Origin of the sequence: Stenotrophomonas sp. B1-1, from assembly GCF_010894375.1 — a bacterium.
Classification (GTDB): Bacteria; Pseudomonadota; Gammaproteobacteria; order Xanthomonadales; family Xanthomonadaceae; genus Stenotrophomonas.
In genome coordinates this window covers 1-20,478 of the sequence record NZ_JAAIUZ010000010.1, presented here as the reverse complement: position 1 = coordinate 20,478, position 20,478 = coordinate 1, and the positions used below count along the sequence as shown (strand labels likewise).

Sequence of the window (20,478 nt, the reverse complement as noted above, 5' to 3'; positions counted from 1 at the left end):
AGCGGTCAACCGCGACGGCTGGCCCACTGCGCCAGCAGCACTGCCGTGGCGGATGCGACATTCAGGCTTTCCACCGCGCCGCTGCCCGGAATCGACACCTGCTGGTCGCACAGACCGGCCAGTTCGCGGTCCATGCCCTCGCCTTCGGCGCCCATCACGTACACCAGGCGCGACGGCAGGCTCGCACGGAACACGTCTTCGCCGCCGTCCACCAGGGTGGCGGCCAGGCCGAAACCGGCCGCACGCAGCTGCGCCATGGCCTGCGCATCGTCGGGCAACTGCACCAGCGGCACGGCTTCGGCACCGCCTTCGGCCACGCGCGCGGCGGCGCCGGACAGGGCCAGCGTGCTGCCGGCCGGCAGCAGCAGCGCCTTCACCCCGAAGTGCGCGGCCGAACGCAGGATCGCGCCCAGGTTGTGCGGGTTGCCCACGCCATCCAGCCACAGCGCCAGCGCCGGGCCATCACCCACCTGCTGCAGCCACTGCGCCAATTCCAGCGCGGGTGCGCGCAGCACGTCGGCGACCACGCCTTCGTGGTGGGTGGTGCCGGCCAGCTTGTTCAGATCGCCGTCTTCCACCACGCGGTAGCCCACGCGGTTGGCCACGCACCACTTCAACAGCGGCTGCAGGCGCGGAATACGCGCCTCCAGCAGGTACAGCTTGCGCAGTGCCTGCGGGCGGGCTTCGAACGCGGCCAGCACGGCATTCAGGCCGTACAGGCGCAGTTCGTCATTACCACGCCCACCGGCGCCTGCACCACCGCCGCTGCCCTGCCCTTCCGGGCGCGGCAACGGAGTGGCACGCGGCGGACGGGCGGACGGGCGGCGGTTGTTCCAGGGGTTGTTCACTTACACGGTCTCCTGCTTGCGCTGGCGCCAGAAATCGGCGTTCTTGATCCCCAGTGCATCGGGGTCGAACACCGGATCCAGGCCCAGCTTCTTCTGTCGTTCGTAGTCACGCAGGGCCAGCATGGCCGGCTTCTGGATGATGAGGATGGCGATGATGTTCAGCCAGGCCATCAGGCCCACGCCGATGTCACCCAGCGCCCAGGCCAGGGTGGCGTTGTGGAAGGCACCGAACACGACCATGGCCAGGATGCCCAGGCGCAGCACCAGCACGGTGAGCGGGCGCTTCTTGTTGTGGTTCACATAGCTGAGGTTGGTCTCGGCCATGTAGTAGTACGCCATGATGGTGGTGAAGGCGAAGAAGAAGATGGCGATGGACACGAAGGCCGAACCCCAGCCCGGCAGCACCGCTTCCACGCCCGCCTGCGCATAGCCGGCGCCTTCGGGAATGCCGGCCAGGCCCTGGAAGATCGGCGCGGCGCCTTCCACCGGCGAATAGACGTTGTAGGTGCCGCTGGCCAGGATCAGGAAGGCGGTGGCGGTGCACACCATCATGGTGTCGAAGTAGATGGCGAAGGCCTGCACGTAGCCCTGCTTGGCCGGGTGCGAGACTTCCGAGGCCGCCGCGGCGTGCGGGCCCGAACCCTGGCCGGCTTCGTTGGCGTAGATGCCGCGCTTGATGCCCCACTCGATGGCCAGGCCCATCATGGCGCCGAACGCCGCATGAGTACCGAAGGCGCTGTCGAAGATGATGCCGAACATTTCCGGCACGCGGTCGGCGTTGATGATCATGATGACGATGGCCATCAGGATGAAGCCGGCGGCCATGAACGGCACCACCACTTCGGCGAAGTTGGCGATGCGCTTGACGCCACCGAAGATGACCACGCCCAGCAGCAGGGCCACCACGATGCCGATGCCCAGCTTCAGCGCCTGCACCTGGTCCATGCCGAAGGCCTGGCCATCCAGCGGACCGCACAGCGCGGTGCCGCGGCAGGCGTTGATGACGCTGTCAGCGATGGCATTGGCCTGCACCCCCGGCATCAGGAAGCCGGCCGCGATGATCGTGGCACCGGCGAAGGCCAGGGCGTACCACTTCAGGCCCATCGCCTTTTCGATGTAGTAGGCCGGGCCACCGCGGTAGCGGCCTTCGGCGTCCTTGGTCTTGTAGATCTGCGCCAGGGTGCATTCCACGTACGAGGTGGACGCGCCGAGGAAGCCCATCACCCACATCCAGAAGATCGCACCGGGGCCGCCGAAGGCGATGGCGGTGGCCACGCCGGCGATGTTGCCGATGCCCATGCGGCCGGCCATGGACATGGCCAGGGCCTGGAAGGACGACACGCCGGCGTCGGATTTCTCACCCTTCACGGTCAGGCGGCACATCTCGAAGAAGCCGCGCAGCTGCATGAAGCGCGTGCGCAGGCTGAAGAACAGGCCGGCGCCCAGGCACACCACGATCAGTGCCTTGCTCCAGATGATGCTGTTGATGAAATGTACGGTTGCTTCCACGCGCGCTCTCTCCAGTCGGCGGGTTGGGGGACGTCCCGTCGGCTGGAAGGGACGGCACCGATTCTCCCTGATCGCGGACCGGGGCGATAGCGGCAGAAGCAATCCGCCGGGCATGGCCCGGCGCTACCCGCGGCGGAATCGGTAGCGCCGGGCCGTGCGCGGCGAGCGCAGCGGCTAGAGCGGTGCGAACCAAGGTTCGCACCCACCAGACGGTGCCCCCTGGCCGTTCAGGGCAGCTGGCTGCGCACCCGGGCGAAACGGCGCAGGTCGTGCAGTTGGCCGCGCTTGTAGACCGCGCAGCGGGCCGTGCCCTCTTCGCTGAAACCGTTGGCCAGCAGCACGCGGGCCGAGCCTTCGTTGAAATCCAGGACTTCGGCCTGCAGTCTGAACAGGCGCAGCTCGTCCATCACCCAGGGCGCGAACAGGGCCACCACGCGGGTCATCACGCCCTGCCCCCAATGCGCCCTGCCCAACCAATAACCCAACTCGGCGCTGTGCCCGCGTTCTGCGCTGCCCGGCTGGGCGCCCACGCTGCCACAGGCCTGGCCGTCGATTTCAATGGCCAGGTTCAGCGTGCTGGCCGCCAGCACGCGCCCGGCCAGGAAGGCCAGGCCGTCGTCGCGGGTGTACGGGTACGGGAAGCGGTCGCGCAGGCCGCGCGATACCTCGGGGTCGTTGGCGTGCTGTAGGAGCGAGTCCAGGTCGTTGTGGTGCCAGGGGCGCAGTCGGAAGCCCGGGCCTTCGAGGTGTGGGGTCAGAGCCCTTTCCCGTTGGGAAAGGGATCCGACCCCGTCCGGCACCCCGTCGGCGTGCCGGTCAGGCATGGCCGCCGACCGAGGGCGATTCGGCTTCCTGCTTTTCCAGTTCGCGCTTCACCGCTTCGGGCGAACGGGTGTACGGGGCCAGGCGCGCGTAGAACGCCGGTACCACGAACAGCGACAGGAAGGTGGACAGGGTGACGCCGAAGATGATCACGATGCCGATGGTGCCACGGCTGGCCGAGCCGGGGCCACCGGCCACCACCAGCGGAATGGCACCGACCACGGTGGCGATCGAGGTCATCAGGATCGGGCGCAGGCGCACCATGGCCGATTCGATGATGGCCTGCCGCACGGTGCGCCCGTCATCGCGCAGCTGGTTGGCGAATTCCACGATCAGGATGCCGTTCTTCGCGGCCAGGCCGACCAGCATGACGATGCCGATCTGACTGAACAGGTTCACCGTGCCGCCGCTCACCCACAGGCCGACGAGCGCGCCGAGCACGCCCAGTGGCACGGTCAGCATGATGGTGAGCGGATGGATGAAGCTTTCAAACTGCGCGGCCAGCACCAGGTACACCACCAGCAGGGCCATGGCGAAGGTGAGCAGCACCGCGCCGCCGGCGCTCTGGTATTCGCGCGATTCGCCCTTCCAGTTGATCTGCGCGTACTGCGGCAGTTCTTCGCGGCTGACCTGCTGCGCCCAGGCGATGGCTTCACCCAGCGGGTAGCCCGGCGCCAGGCCGGCGCTGATGGTGATCGAGCGCAGGCGGTTGAAGCGGTTCAGCGTGCCCGCTTCGGCCACTTCGCTCAGCGTGACCAGGTTGGACAGCGGCACCAGTTCGCCGGAGTTGGCGCGCACGCGGATCGCGGCCAGGTCGGCCGGGCTGGCGCGGCCCTCGCGGCCGGCCTGCACCAGCACGTCGTACTCTTCGCCGTTGTCAACGAAGGTGGTGACGCGGCGCGAGCCCATCATGGTTTCCAGCGCCGAACCAATGGCGGTGACCGGCACACCCAGGTCGGCCGCACGCTGGCGGTCGATGTTCACCCGCATCTGCGGGCGGGTTTCCTTGTAGTCCGAATCGGGGCCGACCAGACCGGGGTTGTCGGCCATGCGCAGCAGGATGCGGTCGCGCCACTGGGCGATTTCCGCGTATTCCGGCCCGCCCAGCACGATCTGGAACGGCTGCCCGCCACTGCGCACCAGGCCGCCACCGACCTGGGTACGCACGCGCACGCCACGCAGGGTGTCCAGTTCCTTCTGCAGTTCGTTGGCCACGTCCACGGTGTTTTCGCTGCGCTGGCGCCACGGCTGCAGGAACACGCTTACGCGGCCGGTGTGCATTTCCTCGCTGGCACCGAAGCCGCCGGGCACGCGCGGGTTGGCACGGGCGATGGTCTTGTCGGCGCCCACGTGCGGGGCCAGCAGCGCTTCCACCTGCTGCACCTGCTGCACGGTGTAGTCGTAGCCGGCGCCTTCGGGGCCGTCGATCATGATCTGGAACGAACCGCGGTCTTCGGCCGGCGCCAGTTCCGAGGGCAGGATCTTCATCAGCCCCCAGGTGGCCAGCAGCGCAGCGGCCATCACCACCAGGTAGATCCAGGTGCGGTCCACGTGATGATCCAGCACGCGGCCGTAGCCGGCGGCCAGGCGGTCCAGGTTGCGGTTGATGAAGCCATGCAGGCCGCGCGGTGCCTGCCCGGTATGCGGCTTCAGCAGCTTGGAAGCCATCATCGGGGTAAGCGTGAGGGCCACGAACGCCGACAGCGCCACCGCCGCGGCCAGCGCCACCGCCAGTTCGCGGAACAGGCGCCCGGTATTGCCTTCCAGGAAGCCCACCGGCAGGAACACGGCCACCAGCACAGCGGTGGTGGCGATGACCGCGAAGGCGACCTGGGTGGTGCCGCGCTTGGACGCCACCAGCGGTGGTTCGCCCAGGTCGATGCGGCGCTGCACGTTTTCCACCACCACGATCGCATCGTCCACCACCAGACCGATACACAGCACCAGCGCCAGCAGAGTGAGCAGGTTGATGGAGAAATCGAAGGCGTACAGCGCAATGAACGCTGCGACCAGACACACCGGCACCGTCACCGCCGGAATCAATGCGGCACGGAAGCTGCCCAGGAACAGCCAGATGACCGCCAGCACCAGCAGCATCGCTTCCACCAGCGTGGCGTAGACGCGGTCCACCGCCGCTTCGATGAAGGTGGTGTTGTCGAAGGTGACCACGATCTGCGTGCCTTCAGGCAGCGTGGCGGCGACCTTTTCTGCTTCAGCGCGCGCGGCGCGGGCCACGTCCAGCGAGTTGGCAGTGGAGGTTTTGACGATGCCCAGGCCCACGCCCGGTTCGCCGTTGCTGCGGAAATAGGCGCGGCGTTCGGCCGAGGCCAGTTCGATCTTGGCCACGTCGCCCATGCGCACCACGTAGCCGTCGGCGCCCTTGCCGAGCGGGATGGTGGCGAAGTCTTCGGGTTTGACGTAGTTGCGCTCCACGCGCAGGGTGAAATCGCGGTCGGCCGATTCGATGCGGCCGGCGGGCAGTTCCACGTTCTCGTTGCGCAGGGCAGTTTCCACATCGCCCGTGGTCAGCCCGCGCGCGGCCAACTGGTCGCGGTCCAGCCAGATGCGCATGGCATAGCGCTGGCGGCCACCAATACGCACCTGGGCCACGCCGTCCAGGCTGGAAAAGCGATCAACCACGTAGCGGTCGGCGTAATCACTCAGTTCCAGCGTGTCCATGGTGGTGGAGGACATGTTGAACCAGATGATCGGGTCGGCATCGCTTTCCACCTTGGCGATTTCCGGCGGGCGCGCCTCTTCGGGCATGCGGTCGGCCACGCGGCTGACGGCGTCGCGCACGTCGTTGGCGGCCGCTTCGATATCACGGTTGGAGGTGAATTCGATGCTGACCTGTGAGCGCCCGTTGGTGCTGCGCGCGTTGATGGTGTCGATACCTTCGATACCGGCCAGCGCGTCTTCCAGCACCTGGGTGATGCGGCTTTCGATGACCGCCGCCGACGCGCCGGTGTAATCCACCGACACCGAGACGATGGGCGGATCGATGGCCGGCAGTTCCCGCAGGGTCAGGCGAGTGAACGACATGATGCCCAGCACCAGCAGCAGCAGGCTCATCACCACGGCAAACACCGGCCGCTGGATGGAGATGTCCGAAAGCTTCATCCGCCCTGGCCCTCGGCGGCGGCCGGGGTGGTTTCAGACGGCGCCTGCGCATCGTTGGCGGCGGCCGCGTTGGATGCCGCCACCTTCAGACCCGGGCGCAGCTTGCCGGTGCCATCGACCACGATGCGCTGCCCGGCCTGCAGGCCCTGGCGGATTTCCACCACGCCCGAGCGGCGCGCACCGATCACCACGTCGGCACGTTCCACCGTGTCGTCGCTCTTCAGGCGGTACACATACGAATCGCGCCCGACCTGCACCACCGCGATTTCCGGCACCACCAGTGCCGGGCGCTCGGGGCGGAACAGGCGCACATCCAGCAGCATGCCGGGACGCAGCGCGTGGTCGGCATTGGCAAAACCGGCGCGCACGGTCACCGCACGGGTGGCCGGATCGATGCGCGCATCGATGGTGCTCACCTCGCCTTCGAAGGCGCGGCCGGGCCAAGCCACGCTGGTGGCGCTGACCTTGTCACCCGTGGACAGCGCGGCCAGCTCCACTTCCGGCACCTGGAAATCGACGTGCATGCGCTCGATGTCATCCAGCGTGGCGATGACGGTGGTGGGCGTGACCAGCGAGCCAGGGCTGACCTGGCGGATGCCGAGCACGCCGGCGAACGGTGCGCGCACGCGGCGATCACCGATTTCCGACTGCATTTCCGCCACGCGCGCTTCGGCCGCGTCGCGGATCGCTTTCTGCGTGTCCAGCGTGGCACTGGACACCAGGCGCTGGGTGGCCAGTTCGCGCTGGCGCTTGTACAGCTGGTCGGCTTCGGCAAACGTGGCTTGGGCCTGGCTGAGCGCAGCCTGCTGGGCCTGGCCGCGCAGGGTGACAATGGGCGCACCGGCGGCCACCTGCTGGCCGCTTTCGAAATGCACGCGATCCACGATCTCGCTGACCTTGGCGGTCACACTGATCGATTCGCGCGCCTTGGCCGTGCCCAGCGCCTGCAGCGTGTCGTTCCACTGCGTGGGCTGCACCACCTGCGCGGTGACCGGTACGGCTTCACCCTGCCGGCGTGCGGCAGCCTCCGGCTTGCCTGCACAGCCGGCCAGAAGGGCCAGGCCGAGGCCAAGGGCCAGGGGGGAAGCGATACGAGCCAACATGCACAGTCCTGATTGATCCACGGCCGCCGAGTGTAGGCACCGCCCCATGAAATCGGTATGTGCCAAGCGTTTACCGGCGTGAAACCTGCCGCGCGATAGCGCCGGGAACCCGTTCCATGCAAGGGTTGCCGCGGCGGTGTCGGTGTATGTCGGGATGTATCCAGCCCGCCCGCACGTGCCGGTGCCATCGTACAGTCAAACCTGCCTGGCTGAGGGCGCCAGGCGGGGGTCGGCCCTGGCGGGGTCCGACCCCGTTTTTTTGCCCGGTGCTTGGGTAGCGCCGGGCCCTGCCCGGCGGATCAATACCGGTAGTTCACCTTCATCCACAGGCTGCGCCCGGGCTCGTTGATGCGTACCGGATCGGCCGGGAAGCCGAAGTCGGCGCTGCCGGCCAGGTTCAGGTGTTCGCTGTAGGCGCGATCAAACAGATTGTCTACGCCAGCACTGAGCTGCAGTTGCGCGCTGAAGCGATAAGCGGCATTGAGCGCGAAGGTGGCAAAGCCCGCGCTGGGGCCCAGATCCTGCGCCACCACATTGCCCTGCCCTGCGGCCACCCGATGCTGGGCGGTGACCGCACGCAGCAGGGCGCCGGCACTCCAGCGCTGGCCCTGCCAATCGGCGCTCAGGCGCGCTTCCAGCGGCGGCATCTGCGGCAACGGGCGGTGTGCATCGCGATTTTCGCCCCAGGCATACGCCAGGGTACTGCCCAACGACCACTGCTCGTCCAACTGCAGTTTCAGCCCGGCTTCGGCACCGGCGATGCGCGCATCGACGTTGTCGGCCTGGCTGCTGCTGCCCATCATGCCGCCACTGCGGTAGGTGAACAGGATGTAGTCCTGGATCTGCCCGGCGTAGGCCGACACCCAGGCCTGCACGCGCGGCCCGTTGAACTGCAGGCCCACGTCGAGCTGGGTGGTGCGTTCGGGCTGGATGCCAGCGAAGGCATTCACGCTGCCGGCCGGCCCGGCATCGGGCGAGAACAGCTCCCAGTAGTCCGGCATGCGCTCGCTGTGGCCGAGGCCCGCGTAGGCGGTCAGGCCCTGGGCCAGGTCCTGTTCGTAGCGCAGGAAGCCGCTGCCCAGCCACTGCCGGCGTTGCTGCCCGGCCGTGGGGTTGGGCATGTCCATCATCATGCCGCTGATCTGCGCGCGCGTATCGCGCACGCGCGCACGGTCGATGCGCAGGCCGCTGATCCAGCGCTGCGCGGTGTCGGCGCCCAGGGTCAGTTCGGTGAACACGCCCTGCCGCTCGAAGTCGGCGTCACGGCTCCAGGCCGCGTTCTGGTAGGTGTTGCGGCCCATGCCCACGCGACCCCGGTGGCGGCTGTCTTCGGCATCCACGCCGGCCACCAGCTGCACGTCCTGCCAGCGCCATTCGGAACTGATGCGCCCGCCCTGGGTACGCCGGTCGACATTGGAGGCCATCGGCATGGGCATGCTGCTGTGCGGGTTGGGCGTGCGCAGTGTGTAGTTGTCCATCACGTGGTCGGCTTCGTTGTAGTACACGTTGGCCTGCAACGTGTCCCACGCACCGGGTAGGTTGCGCTTCTCGAAGCGCGCGCCGAAGGTGGTGCGTTCGAAGGCGGCACCGTCCATGCCGCGGCCGGCATAGCGCGCGATGGCATCGCCGGCGCCGACGGACACTTCCAGCAGCGTATCGGCATCGGGCGTCCAGCCCAGCGCCACATCGCCGTTCCACTTGCGCCATTTCGAGGGCACGACATCGCCGTGACCGTCCTTGTAGTCGTCGGCTTCGGAACGGTTTCCGCTGGCGCGCACGTAGCCGCTGGGATTGCCCAGTGTCAGGTCCAGCACCTGGTCGTTGCGATTGCGCGAGCCGACCAGCGCACTGGCATCGGCGCGCAGGCCCGGCGCCTCGAAGCGCGGCGTATCACGTTCGAAACGGATGGTGCCGGCCGAGGCACCCGCGCCCCAGCGCACGCTCTGCGGGCCCTTGATGATGGTCAGCCGGTCGAAGCTTTCCGGCGCGATGTAGGACAGCGGATTGTCCATGCGCGAGGGGCATGCGCCGATCAGGTTGCCATCGTTGCTGAGGATGTTCAGGCGCGAACCGAACATGCCGCGCAGCACCGGGTCGCCATTGGTGCCGCCGTTGCGGATGGCGGAGAAACCAGGAACGGTCTTCAGGTAATCGGCACCATCACTGGCCGGCACCGGCTGCCGCGGCAGCCGCGGATCGGTCACCCAGTGCAGTGGCGAAGAGGGTGCGGCGGCGGTCACCACCAGGGTATCGAGGGTGCGCGCTTCGTCAGCCGGCGCGGCATGGGCCAGCGAAGCGGCCACCGCGAGGCCAAGGGCAACCGGCAGGCGCGCGGATGCGCCCGCGGGGCGGGACAGGTTTTTCATGCAGACAACTCCAAGGTACGCACGCGCGCACGGCGCCCGGTCAGGCGTCGTGCGGCGGATTGAATGGGAACTCAGCGGACGATGGAGCGCAGCGGTGGACCACGCGCGGCATGCGCGGGCCAGTGTTGGGGTGGCAGCAGGGGCAGCAGCGGGGCGAACAGCACGCGCGGCCGCCACAGCAGTGGCACCAGCAGCAGCGCCACGGCCAGCCACGGCAGCAGGCGCAGGGCCAGCACGCAGTACTCGCAGGCCTCGCCGTGCATGGCATGCGGATCGGCCGGCGGGGTTGAATCCGGTTGCGCATGCAGCGCGCCGTGTTCTTCAGCCAGGCTGCCGTGATGCATATGGGCATGCATGGCCGGCGACATCTGATCCATCTGCGCATGCGCAGGCGCATGATGCTCGGGCGCCTGCAGCGCGCGGCTGACCAGCGGCGCAAGCACCATCAGCAGCGTTGCCACGAAGGCAAGCTGCAGCAGGAGGCGTTGCGGGCGCGACAAGCGGTTCACCGCGCTAGTGTAGAGCCCGGTCCAGGGTTGGCCGTGCGACGAACCGTCGCAGGTGCTGGGGGTTTTTGGCAGGGCTGCGCCCTGCACCTGCTTGATGCAACGGCAACGGCAACGTCAACGTCAAGAGCGGGCATTCCGTGGGATGGCGGGGTGGGTCCGGTTGCGGGGGACGCCGCAAGTACGTCCTTGCAGGCTTGGCCGCGGCTTGCTCGTGTGCGCTTTCCTGCACACACGGCAAGACTGGGGTTGGGCGTCCTGCCCAACCCGCCCGAGGCATGCCTCGGGCCCATGCCGCGGACACCCCCGCAACCGGACCCACCCCGCCTTCGACAGTTGGCCGCGATCTGGCGGAAGGGCACGGCGCTCTGCCCCGGTAGGTGTCGACCTTGGTCGACACGGATGAATCCATTCGGTATCTGACAGATGTGTCGACCAAGGTCGACACCTACCAGAGCAAAATGCGGTTCCGGCAGATCGCAGGAACCTGTCAGAGGCGGGGCGGTGTGGGTGGGCAGGACCGCAGGCGCCATGGATGGCGCCTACGAGCCCCCATGGACGGGTTTACGGCGTGTCCTGCCCACCCACACCGCCCCGCCATCCCACGGAATGCCGCTTTTGACGTTGAAGTTGACGTTGAAGTTGACGTTGAGCGGGTGCAGGGCGCAGCCCTGCAATGCCCCAACCCTTAGACCGTGATGGTCTGGGTCAGCGATTCCCAGGTGGGGGGCTGCGGCCATGCGGCGGCCTGGTTGCCGTCCAGCACGCGGCGCAGGTCGCGCGGATCGATCTGAGGGGCCAGCACGTGCACCAGTTCCAACGCGTAATCGCGCAGCACACGATCACGCGGCAGCACCGCCCACGCAATGCACTCGGTGATCGGCTCCGGCGCCGGCCACGATTTCAGATCTTCGTCGTAGGCACTGACCGCCATCTCCGCCAGCAACCCCACGCCCAGACCCGTGCGCACATAGGTCTTGATCAGGTCCGCATCCAGCGCCGTCAGTGCCAGATCGGGCACCAGCCCCTGGGCGGCGAACGCACGCTGCAGCGACGAATTCGGACGCGTGGAGGATTCGTAGCTGATCAACGGCTGGCGCGCCAACGCGGCCAGGTCCGGCGCGCGGCCGGCGCGGTCCAGCGGGTGGCCCTTGGGCACCACCACCAACCGGCGCCAGCGGAACAACGGCACGGCAATGCCGTCGGTCGGTTCGCTGCCGGCGGTACTGATGATGGCGATATCGGCATCGCCCTGGTTGAGCCGGTCCAGCGCGTCCGCTTCGCCGGCCTGCTGCAGATGCACGCTTACCTGCGGGTACGCCTGCTTGATCGCCGCCACCGCCGGCGGCAGCACGAAGCGCGCCTGGGTGTGGGTGGTGGTCAGGATCAGCTGGCCCTGGCTTTCGCGCCGCTGGTTGGCGGCATAGGTGCGGATGTTGTTGGCCTCGGCCAGCACCGCGCGGGCGCGGGTGATGACCTCGGTCCCGGCCGGGGTGACCGATTCCAGGCTGCGCCCCTTGCGCACGAACAACAGGAAACCCAGCTCGTCCTCCAGCTGCTTCAGCTGTTTGGACAGGCCGGGCTGGGTGGCGTGCACGCGCGAGGCGGCGAGCGTGATGTTCAGCTCGGCATCGGCGATGGCGACCAGGTAGCGCAGCTGGGTGAGCGTCATGGCGGGTAGGCGGCGGGGGCGGAGGTCCACTCTAGGGTCAATTCCCGTCACCAGCTTATAACCAAAGGTTGTTTAAGAAAGGTATCTGGTCATTTCCGGGTGTCATATGCCGGCGCTACGGTCAGCCGGCAGCCGCTGGCCTGGACGGCCAGCCCTCCCCTCTTCCGCCCGCCGCAGCCCGGCGCGGCCTGCTTCTGGAGCGCTTCCATGGCCCTGTACGACTCCATCCTGGACACCATCGGCAATACCCCCATCGTCAAGCTGCAGCGCCTGGCGCCGCAGGGCGTGACCCTGTACGCCAAGGTCGAATCGTTCAATCCGGGCGGTTCGGTGAAGGACCGCCTGGCGCTGGCCATCATCCTGGACGCCGAAGCGCGCGGCCTGCTCAAGCCCGGCGACACCATCGTGGAGGCCACCTCGGGCAATACTGGCGTGGCACTGGCCATGGTCGCTGCCGCCCGCGGCTACAAGTTCGTGGCCACCATGGTGGAAACCTTCTCCATCGAACGCCGCAAGCTGATGCGCGCCTACGGTGCCAAGGTGATCCTGACCCCGGCCGCCGAACGCGGCAGCGGCATGGTGCGCAAGGCGCGCGAGCTGGCCGAACAGCATGGCTGGTTCCTGGCCAGCCAGTTCGCCAACCCGGCCAACCCGGCCTACCACCGCAACACCACCGCCGCGGAAATCCTGCGCGACTTCGCTGGCAAGCGCCTGGATTACTTCGTGAGCGGCTGGGGCACCGGCGGCACGCTTACCGGTGTGGGCGAAGTGCTGAAGGTGGCACGCCCGCAGACGCGCATCGTGGCCACCGAACCGGCCGGCGCCGCGTTGCTGAAGGGCGATGACTGGAGGCCGCACAAGATTCAGGGCTGGACGCCGGATTTCGTGCCCGATGTACTGAACCGCGATGTGGTGGATGAACTGCTGACCGTGGAAGACGAACGCGCCATCGCCACCGCGCGCCGTCTGGCCGCCGAGGAAGGTCTGTTCGTGGGCATCTCGGCCGGTGCCACCGTGGCCAGCGCGCTGGATGTGGCCAGCCGTGCCGAGGCGGGCTCGGTCATCCTGGCGATGCTGCCCGATACCGGTGAACGCTACTTCTCCACGCCGCTGTTTGCCGATGTGAACGAAGGCTCCGACGACGACTGGCTGGCCGGCCTGCCGTAAGCGGTGCGGGGTCGGATCTCTTTCCCGCAGGGAAAGGGCTCTGACCCCACCGGCGTGGCGCAATGATGGGGGTCAGAGCCTTTTCCATGCGGAAAAGGATCTGACCCCTTTCTGCTTCAGCCTGCGTGAAGGTAATTGCCGCCATCGTGCGTGAAGACCGGATCGCAGGTTGTGAGACGGTCATGACGCAGCATCCATGCCCTGTGCCCTACCGTGGGTACAGCCAGCGCGGAGGATGCGCGGAACAACCGACAGGCAGGAGACGGACGCATGAAGATCGAAGTGTGGCAGGGCGACATCACGACCCTGGCGGTGGATGCGATCGTCAACGCGGCCAATGAATCGCTGCTGGGCGGCGGCGGCGTGGATGGTGCGATCCACCGCGCGGCAGGCCCGGGCCTGCTGCAGGAATGCGAACAGCTGCCGCAGCTGCGGCCCGGCGTGCGCTGCCCCACCGGCGAAGTGCGCGCCACCGCCGGCCATGCGCTGCCGGCCAAGCATGTGCTGCACACCGTGGGCCCGGTCTGGCACGACGGCCAGCGCGACGAACCGGCGCTGCTGGCCAACTGCTACTGGAAATCGCTGCAGATGGCCGAATCGCTGGGCGTGCAGTCCATTGCGTTTCCCGCCATCAGCTGCGGCGTGTACGGCTATCCGCTGTACCAGGCCGCGCAGGTGGCCGTGACTGAAACGCTGGCATGGCAGCGCAGCCACGCACAGCCGATGCGCATCGTGCTGGTGGCCTTCAACACCGCCACCGCCAAGGCCTACCAGCAGGCGCTGGCCGCCGCCGGCCAGGCGGTAGAGGCCGAGCGCATCCTGCCGCTGCCGCCGGTGGGTGATGCCGGCTTCGCGGCCGCGCACTGAGCGCGATCAGCGCACCTTGATTTCCACCAGGCCGCTGGTTTCGCTCAGGTTGCTCACGTCCACCGTGTAGTGGCCGGCCGGCAGGGTTTCCTGAAGGTGCGCGTCGGTTCCGTTGCCACCGTCGTCATCGCTGCGCTCGATCTCACCACCGACCAGGCGCAGCACGGTGTCGACCTGGCTGGACATCGCATCCAGCTGCACCTCGGCCGGTTCGTCCAGGGTCAGCAGGAAACGTCGGCGGCCTTCGCCTTCCAGCAGCGTGTAGACGCTGCCGTTGCGAGGCAGCGTGGTGCCATCGGTATCGACCAGGTTGTCCGGCATGGCGCTGCGCGTGGCCTCCAGGCTGAAGGTGCCCTGGTCGCCGTCGCCCAGCCCGCGCACGGTAAGCGTGTACTCGCCGGGCTGCAGCGGCAGGGTGATGCGCGAATCGGTGCCTTCGCCGCCGTCATCGTTTTCGCTTTCCTGGCCATTGCCCTTCAGCGACAACAGGGTATCGAAGGCGTCCGAACGCAGCTGGATCTCGTACAGGCCGGGGCTGTCCACCTTCAGCGTGTAGTCCTGTGTTTCGTCCAGCAGCAGGTCGTTGATGCGGCCGGCGCCGACGATCGGCGTGCCGTCATAGGGCTGCAGGGTTTCGGCGCGCAGCCGGAACGGCCCGAACGCATCGGGACCTTCGGCGTTCACCGCCACCTGGTAGGTGCCGCTGCCGTCGGCGCGGAACGCCACCGAGACTTCGTCGCCACTTTCATAGCCACTGCGGCTGCTGGCCACCAGGGTGCCGTTGTCGAACACGCTGATGGAGCCGTTCAGCGTGCCGGTCAGCTTGATGCCCACCCGCTGCTTGTCCTGCAGGGCCAGCGCGTAGACCTGGTAATGGCTGCCATCGTTGTAGTTGAGTGCGCTGCGTGCGGTGATTTCACCGGACAGCGGCTTGTCCAGCGCCAGCGGCGGGGCCTTGCCGGCCTCCACACTGCTGCCGGGAAGACGGTTGCAACCGGCCACGGCCACGACGGTGGCAATGGCGATCACGATGGCGGCCTTGCGCATGTGCTGCTGCTCCTTTCCCTGGAAACCGGGCGCCGACACGGCACCCGCTGCAGCGCAACGATACCCGCAAATGAAGACGCCGGCACAGGGCCGGCGTCCATTACTGCTCAGGCGGTGGTGCGGCTCAGCCGTTCCACTTGCCCAGGGCGGCCAGGCCGTTGTCCTTGGCGCGCTCGTACACGGTCTTCTGTGCAGCGGCGTAGTTGCCCTTCATGTCCTTGGCCCAAAGCTTCAGCGCGGCCTGCTGCATGGCACGGCCGTAGGAGAAGCTGAGCGGCCACGGCAGGTTGCCCAGCTGGTTCATCGCGTTCAGGTGCTCGGTGGACTGCTCGTCGCTCTGGCCACCGGACAGGAACACCACGCCCGGCAGGATGGCCGGCACGGTGCTCTTCAGGCACATCACGGTCGATTCGGCCACTTCTTCCACGTCGGCCTGCTCATCGCAGCCCTTGCCCGAGATGACCATCGAGGCCTTCAGGATGGTGCCTTCCAGCAGCACGTTCTGCTGGTACAGCGCATCGAACAGCGAACGCAGGGTGGCTTCGGTCACTTCGTAGCAGGTTTCGATGTCATGGTCGCCGTCCATGATCACTTCCGGCTCGACCATCGGCACCAGGCCGCATTCCTGGCACAGGGCGGCGTAACGGGCCAGCGCGTGGGCGTTGGATTCGATGCAGGTGCCCGACGGGGTGTTGTCGCCGATGTTGATGACCGCGCGCCACTTGGCGAAGCGGGCACCCAGCTTGTAGTACTCCTGCAGGCGCTCGCGCAGGCCGTCCAGGCCTTCGGTGACAAGCTCGCCCGGGCAGCCGGCCAGCGGGTGCGCACCCTTGTCCACCTTGATGCCCGGAATCATGCCGTGGTCAGCCATGTACTTGGCGAACGGCACGCCGTCCTTGGTGGCCTGGCGGATGGTTTCGTCGTACAGGATGGCGCCGGAAATGTGCTCGTTGAGCTTCGGCGTGGTCAGCAGCAGCTCGCGGTAGGCGCGACGGTTTTCCTCGGTGTTCTCGATACCGACGCCGGCGAAACGCTTGGCGATGGTAGCGGTGGATTCGTCGATCGCGATGATGCCCTTGCCCGGGGCGACCATGGCCTGGGCGGTTTCGGCCAGCTGTTCGATGCTCATGTATTTCCTGTGGCGGGTGCGGGAAAAACGCAATTATAGCCCCGCCACCCGTTGCCCCGACGTGGAGGACAGGATGGAAACGATTCCAGATGTGCGCAGGACAATTTCTGTCCTGCGACCTCGGGGCAGAGCGGGGTCAGAGCCCCTGCGGGGATCTGACCCTGTGTGGCGTGACCCTGTGTGGCGTGGCCCGGCGGCTGCGCTTACAGGTCGCCCAGACCGCTGGCGCGGCCGTCTTCGCCCACTTCCAGCAGACGCAGGGTGTTGGTGGCACCCAGGGTTTCCATGTGCTCGCCACTGGTGAACACGACACGATCACCGGCCTGCAGCAGTTCCGATTCCACCAGCAGGCGGATGCTGCCACGCGCGGCTTCGCGCGGGGTCAGGCCGCGGCTGTCGAAGTTGATCGGGTAGACATCGCGCATCAGCGCCATCTGGCGGCGGGCGCCGTCGTGGCGGGTGACCGCGAACACCGGCGCCTTGGCGCGGAAACGCGACAGGTAACGGGCGGTGCCACCGGATTCGGTCATCGCCACGATGGCGCGCACGCCCACGTGCTGGGACAGGAACATGGTGGCCATGGCGATGGCCTGGTCGGCACGTTCCAGGTTGCGCGGCGAGGCATTGAAGTCGGTTTCGGTCTGGAACTGGCGTTCGGCACCCAGGCAGATGCGCGCCATGGCCTCCACAGCCTTCACCGGGTAGGCACCGGCGGCGGTTTCGGCCGACAGCATCACCGCATCGGTACCGTCGATGACCGAGTTGGCCACGTCCAGCACTTCGGCGCGGGTCGGAATGGGGCTTTCCACCATCGACTGCAGCATCTGCGTGGCGGTGATCACCACCTTGTTCTGCGCCAGCGAGGCCTTGATGATCTTCTTCTGCAGGCCCGGCAGTTCGGCATCGCCGATTTCCACGCCCAGGTCGCCACGGGCCACCATCACCACGTCGCTGGCCTCGACGATTTCTTCCAGGTTCTCAATGGCTTCGGTGCGCTCGATCTTCGACACCAGGGCAGCATCGCAGCCGTGCGAACGGGCGATGTCACGCGCGTCGTTCATGTCCTGCGCGTTGCGGCAGAACGAGACCGCGATGAAATCCACGCCGATCTTGGCAACGATGCCGATCAGTTCCTTGTCGCGCTCGGTCAGCGCGCCCAGCGACAGGCCGCCGCCCTGCTTGTTCAGGCCCTTGCGGTCGGACAGGGCGCCGTCGTTGAGCACGGTGTTGATGATGCGCTCGCCCTGCACTTCCACCACCTGCAGCTGCATCAGGCCGTCATCGAGCAGCAGCACGTCGCCGGGGCCCACGTCCTGCGGCAGGCCCAGGTAGCTCACGCCCACCTGGCTGGCATCGCCGGGGCCGGCGTTTTCATTGGCGATCAGGTCGAAACGGTCACCGGCCTTCAGGAAGACTTTGCCTTCGGCGAAACGCTCGATGCGGATCTTCGGGCCCGGCAGGTCGGCCAGGATGCCCACTTCCACGCCCACGCGGGCGGCAGCGGCACGCACGTCGGCGGCGCGCTTGGCCTGGCCGGACGGGTCACCGTGGCTGAAGTTGAGGCGCACCACGTTCACGCCGGCGCGGAACAGATCCTCCAGCACGCCCGGCGGGTCGGTCGCCGGACCGAGGGTGGCAAGGATCTTGGTGCGACGCTGACGCTCGAACATGGTGAATGGGCCTCTCCCGTGAAAGGGGGAAAATTAGCACATCCTTCACGCCCCATGTATACGGTTACACCCTTGTGGCGCCTGACTCTTCGGGACATGGAGCGGACATGCTCCGGACAGGCGACGGATGTAATCGGTTCCCGCGCTTGTACTCGCCCGGCCAGCGGGGTCAGAGTCCTCTCCCTTGGAGAGGGGTCCGACCCCTGGTTCGGTCAGGCCAGCAGGGTGAGCAGCTGCGCCGGTTCGCGGGCCAGATGTCCGGCGCCGGCCTCGGTCAGCTCGGCTTCGCCGCCGAATCCCCACAGCACGCCCACGTTGCGCACGCCATGGAAGCGCGCACCTTCGATATCCATGCGGCGGTCGCCGATCATCCAGCACTGCGCCGGGTCCAGCTGCAGCCGCTGCAGGGCCTCGCCCACCAGTTGCGGCTTGCTGCTGCGCGAGCCATCGGGGGTAGAGCCGATCACATCGTCGAACAGGTGGCCAAACGGCAGATGTTCGGCGATACGGCGGGCATGTACCTCGTTCTTGGCGGTCACCACGGCCAGGCGATGGCCCCGCGCATGCAGCGCACGCACGGTGTCTTCGATGTCCGGATAGACCGTATGCTCACGCCAGCCCTGCACATCGAAGCGCTCGCGGTACAGCGCCACCGCCTGCTCCACCCGCTGCGCGTCTCCGAACAGCGGGGTGAAGGTGGTGCGCAGCGATGGGCCGATCCACCCCAGCAGGGTTTCCTGCGGCGGAACCGGCTGGTCCATCTTCTGCAGCGCATAGGCAATACAGGTGGTGATGCCCACTTCCGAATCGATGAGCGTGCCATCCATGTCGAAGAAGAGCGTGGCACGCCCTTCCTCGATCTGTTGCGGCTGGACCGACATCAGTTGCCGCGCGCAGCCAGCGCGGCCACCGCCGGCAGGGTCTTGCCTTCCAGGAATTCCAGGAACGCACCGCCGCCGGTCGAGATGTAGCTGACATCACCGGCGATATCGAACTTGTCCACCGCCGCCAGGGTGTCACCCCCGCCGGCGATGGAGAACGCGTTGGAGCGGGCGATGGCGCGGGCCAGGGCTTCGGTGCCCTTGCTGAAGGCTTCGAACTCGAACACACCTACCGGGCCGTTCCAGACCACGGTGCCGGCCTGTTCGATCAGCTGCGCGTACTGCGCGGCCGTCTGCGGGCCGATGTCCAGGATCAGATCGTCTTCGGCCACGGCATCGACGGCCTTCACTTCCGCCGCGGCGTCGGGCAGGAACTGCTTGGCAGTGACCACGTCCACCGGCAGCGGAATGGCTGCGCCACGGGCCTGCGCGTCGGCCACGATCTTCCTGGCGGTATCCAGCAGGTCCGGTTCGTACAGCGACTTGCCGACCTTGTAGCCGGCCGCGGCGATGAAGGTGTTGGCGATGCCGCCGCCCACGATCAGCTGGTCCACCTTGTTGACCAGGTTGGCCAGCAGTTCCAGCTTGGTGCTGACCTTGCTGCCGGCCACGATGGCCAGCAGCGGCTTGGCCGGGGCATCCAGCGCCTTGGCCAGCGCGTCCAGTTCGGCCATCAGCAGCGGGCCGCCGGCGGCCACCGGGGCGAAGCGGATCACGCCGTGGGTGGAAGCCTGCGCGCGGTGCGCGGTACCGAAGGCATCCATCACGAACACGTCGCACAGGGCGGCGTACTGCTTCGACAGGGCTTCGTCATCCTTGCCTTCGCCGACGTTCATGCGGCAGTTTTCCAGCAGCACCAGCTGGCCCGGCTGCACGTCCACACCGTCCACCCAGTCGCGCACCAGCGGCACTTCACGGCCCAGCAGCTCGGACAGGCGCGCGGCAACCGGTGCCAGCGAATCGGCTTCGCTCCAGACGCCTTCCTTCGGGCGGCCCAGGTGCGAGGTGACCATCACTGCGGCGCCCTGTTCCAGCGCGCGCTTGAGCGTCGGCAGCGAGGCGGTGATGCGCTGTTCGGAGGTGATGCGGCCATTCTCGATCGGCACGTTCAGATCCTGGCGGATCAGCACGCGCTTGCCGGAGAGGTCGAGGTCGGTCATGCGGACGATGGACATGGGCAACTCTTTGGCTCAGGGACGGGATGCCGGTGTACGGCAGACGGGCATTGTATCGGCTGGTGGGGGGCCGATGCCTGCGGCAGGCAGAAGCGCACGGCAACTACAACTGCCAGAGCCACAGCCAGAGCCAGAGCCAGAGCCAGAGCCGAAGCGATGGCGCTTCTTGGTGCTGTGGGTGGGCCGGGGTGGTGTGGGCTGGCAGGGGACGCCGTAAACCCTTCCATGGGGGCTTGGCCGCGGCATCCATGCCGCGGAACCCCTGCCAGCCCACACCGCCCCGGCCTCGACAGGTTCATGGCGGAGCGGACGGCAACGGCCGAAGCAAGAGCGGTCTGTGATGTCGGTTGGGAAGAAGGGGTCAGAGCCGCTTTCCTGCGGAAAACGGATCCGACCCCGCAGCGAGTGCGCGCAGCGCGCGACCCGATGTTGCTCTTCTTTTTTCCTTTCCGTGGGTGGCCGCCCCCGGAAACTGTCAGAGGCCGGGCGGGGTGGGGCCGCGGGGGTGTCCGCCGCATGGATGCGGCGGCCAAGCCTTATCTGATGGAAATCTGGCAGCGTAGGTGTCGAGAGCCGGCGTGGGCCGCCGTGTAAGC

15 protein-coding genes are annotated in these 20,478 nt (G+C 67.5%); 2 read left to right on the top strand and 13 right to left on the bottom strand.

The window, feature by feature from the left end:
• Positions 1 to 5: 5 nt before the first annotated feature.
• From G4G00_RS07870 to G4G00_RS07835, 8 genes are all read right to left on the bottom strand, one after another.
• On the bottom strand, positions 6 to 848 hold the full coding sequence (locus G4G00_RS07870) for a TrmH family RNA methyltransferase (protein WP_108753984.1): 843 nt from the start codon (positions 846 to 848) through the stop codon (positions 6 to 8).
• The gene (locus tag G4G00_RS07865) at positions 849 to 2,357 is read right to left on the bottom strand and encodes an alanine/glycine:cation symporter family protein (RefSeq protein ID WP_108753985.1); all 1,509 of its coding nucleotides are present in this window, start codon (positions 2,355 to 2,357) and stop codon (positions 849 to 851) included.
• Positions 2,358 to 2,584: 227 nt separating this feature from the next.
• Positions 2,585 to 3,181, bottom strand: coding sequence for a GNAT family protein (locus G4G00_RS07860; RefSeq protein ID WP_164272380.1), 597 nt, complete (start codon positions 3,179 to 3,181; stop codon positions 2,585 to 2,587).
• Positions 3,174 to 6,299 (bottom strand): efflux RND transporter permease subunit, encoded by a 3,126-nt coding sequence (locus G4G00_RS07855; protein WP_164272377.1) that lies wholly within the window; start codon positions 6,297 to 6,299, stop codon positions 3,174 to 3,176. The genes G4G00_RS07860 and G4G00_RS07855 overlap by 8 nt, the downstream gene beginning before the upstream one ends.
• On the bottom strand, positions 6,296 to 7,402 hold the full coding sequence (locus G4G00_RS07850) for an efflux RND transporter periplasmic adaptor subunit (RefSeq protein ID WP_164272374.1): 1,107 nt from the start codon (positions 7,400 to 7,402) through the stop codon (positions 6,296 to 6,298). The genes G4G00_RS07855 and G4G00_RS07850 overlap by 4 nt, the downstream gene beginning before the upstream one ends.
• A gap of 299 nt (positions 7,403 to 7,701) precedes the next feature.
• Positions 7,702 to 9,768, bottom strand: a complete 2,067-nt coding sequence (locus tag G4G00_RS07845; RefSeq protein WP_164272371.1) for a TonB-dependent copper receptor — start codon at positions 9,766 to 9,768, stop codon at positions 7,702 to 7,704.
• Positions 9,769 to 9,839: 71 nt separating this feature from the next.
• Positions 9,840 to 10,277 (bottom strand): DUF2946 family protein, encoded by a 438-nt coding sequence (locus tag G4G00_RS07840; RefSeq protein ID WP_164272368.1) that lies wholly within the window; start codon positions 10,275 to 10,277, stop codon positions 9,840 to 9,842.
• 685 nt (positions 10,278 to 10,962) lie between these two features.
• Positions 10,963 to 11,946, bottom strand: a complete 984-nt coding sequence (locus G4G00_RS07835) for a LysR family transcriptional regulator (protein ID WP_108751644.1) — start codon at positions 11,944 to 11,946, stop codon at positions 10,963 to 10,965.
• Positions 11,947 to 12,153: 207 nt separating this feature from the next.
• Here G4G00_RS07835 and cysK point away from each other — a divergent pair, with 207 nt between their 5' ends.
• Positions 12,154 to 13,113, top strand: coding sequence for a cysteine synthase A (cysK, locus tag G4G00_RS07830; protein WP_108753991.1), 960 nt, complete (start codon positions 12,154 to 12,156; stop codon positions 13,111 to 13,113).
• Positions 13,114 to 13,383: 270 nt separating this feature from the next.
• Positions 13,384 to 13,980 carry an O-acetyl-ADP-ribose deacetylase gene (locus G4G00_RS07825; protein WP_108753992.1) on the top strand — a complete coding sequence of 199 codons (597 nt, stop codon included), beginning with the start codon at positions 13,384 to 13,386 and terminating at the stop codon, positions 13,978 to 13,980.
• Positions 13,981 to 13,986: 6 nt separating this feature from the next.
• Here G4G00_RS07825 and G4G00_RS07820 read toward each other — a convergent pair whose 3' ends face one another.
• The 5 genes from G4G00_RS07820 to G4G00_RS07800 all read right to left on the bottom strand — a co-directional run bounded on the left by G4G00_RS07820 (position 13,987) and on the right by G4G00_RS07800 (position 19,882).
• Positions 13,987 to 15,027 (bottom strand): ABC transporter substrate-binding protein, encoded by a 1,041-nt coding sequence (locus G4G00_RS07820; protein ID WP_164272365.1) that lies wholly within the window; start codon positions 15,025 to 15,027, stop codon positions 13,987 to 13,989.
• Between the two features lie 124 nt (positions 15,028 to 15,151).
• Positions 15,152 to 16,156 carry a class I fructose-bisphosphate aldolase gene (locus G4G00_RS07815; protein ID WP_108753994.1) on the bottom strand — a complete coding sequence of 335 codons (1,005 nt, stop codon included), beginning with the start codon at positions 16,154 to 16,156 and terminating at the stop codon, positions 15,152 to 15,154.
• A gap of 203 nt (positions 16,157 to 16,359) precedes the next feature.
• Positions 16,360 to 17,826 (bottom strand): pyruvate kinase, encoded by a 1,467-nt coding sequence (gene pyk / locus G4G00_RS07810; RefSeq protein WP_108753995.1) that lies wholly within the window; start codon positions 17,824 to 17,826, stop codon positions 16,360 to 16,362.
• A 212-nt stretch (positions 17,827 to 18,038) separates the two neighbouring features.
• Complete coding sequence (locus G4G00_RS07805; RefSeq protein ID WP_108753996.1) at positions 18,039 to 18,707, bottom strand: HAD hydrolase-like protein; 669 nt, start codon at positions 18,705 to 18,707, stop codon at positions 18,039 to 18,041.
• Positions 18,707 to 19,882, bottom strand: a complete 1,176-nt coding sequence (locus tag G4G00_RS07800) for a phosphoglycerate kinase (RefSeq protein WP_108753997.1) — start codon at positions 19,880 to 19,882, stop codon at positions 18,707 to 18,709. Before G4G00_RS07800 ends, G4G00_RS07805 begins: the two co-directional genes overlap by 1 nt.
• Positions 19,883 to 20,478: the final 596 nt, after the last annotated feature.

Bases quoted from the DNA above. Each gene is read 5' to 3' on its own strand.
- G4G00_RS07860 (WP_164272380.1), bottom strand. From the start codon at position 3,181: ATGCCTGACCGGCACGCCGACGGGGTGCCGGACGGGGTCGGATCCCTT.
- G4G00_RS07855 (WP_164272377.1), bottom strand. From the start codon at position 6,299: ATGAAGCTTTCGGACATCTCCATCCAGCGGCCGGTGTTTGCCGTGGTG.
- G4G00_RS07850 (WP_164272374.1), bottom strand. From the start codon at position 7,402: ATGTTGGCTCGTATCGCTTCCCCCCTGGCCCTTGGCCTCGGCCTGGCC.
- G4G00_RS07845 (WP_164272371.1), bottom strand. From the start codon at position 9,768: ATGAAAAACCTGTCCCGCCCCGCGGGCGCATCCGCGCGCCTGCCGGTT.
- G4G00_RS07835 (WP_108751644.1), bottom strand. From the start codon at position 11,946: ATGACGCTCACCCAGCTGCGCTACCTGGTCGCCATCGCCGATGCCGAG.
- cysK (WP_108753991.1), top strand. From the start codon at position 12,154: ATGGCCCTGTACGACTCCATCCTGGACACCATCGGCAATACCCCCATC.
- G4G00_RS07825 (WP_108753992.1), top strand. From the start codon at position 13,384: ATGAAGATCGAAGTGTGGCAGGGCGACATCACGACCCTGGCGGTGGAT.
- G4G00_RS07820 (WP_164272365.1), bottom strand. From the start codon at position 15,027: ATGCGCAAGGCCGCCATCGTGATCGCCATTGCCACCGTCGTGGCCGTG.
- G4G00_RS07815 (WP_108753994.1), bottom strand. From the start codon at position 16,156: ATGAGCATCGAACAGCTGGCCGAAACCGCCCAGGCCATGGTCGCCCCG.
- pyk (WP_108753995.1), bottom strand. From the start codon at position 17,826: ATGTTCGAGCGTCAGCGTCGCACCAAGATCCTTGCCACCCTCGGTCCG.
- G4G00_RS07805 (WP_108753996.1), bottom strand. From the start codon at position 18,707: ATGTCGGTCCAGCCGCAACAGATCGAGGAAGGGCGTGCCACGCTCTTC.
- G4G00_RS07800 (WP_108753997.1), bottom strand. From the start codon at position 19,882: ATGTCCATCGTCCGCATGACCGACCTCGACCTCTCCGGCAAGCGCGTG.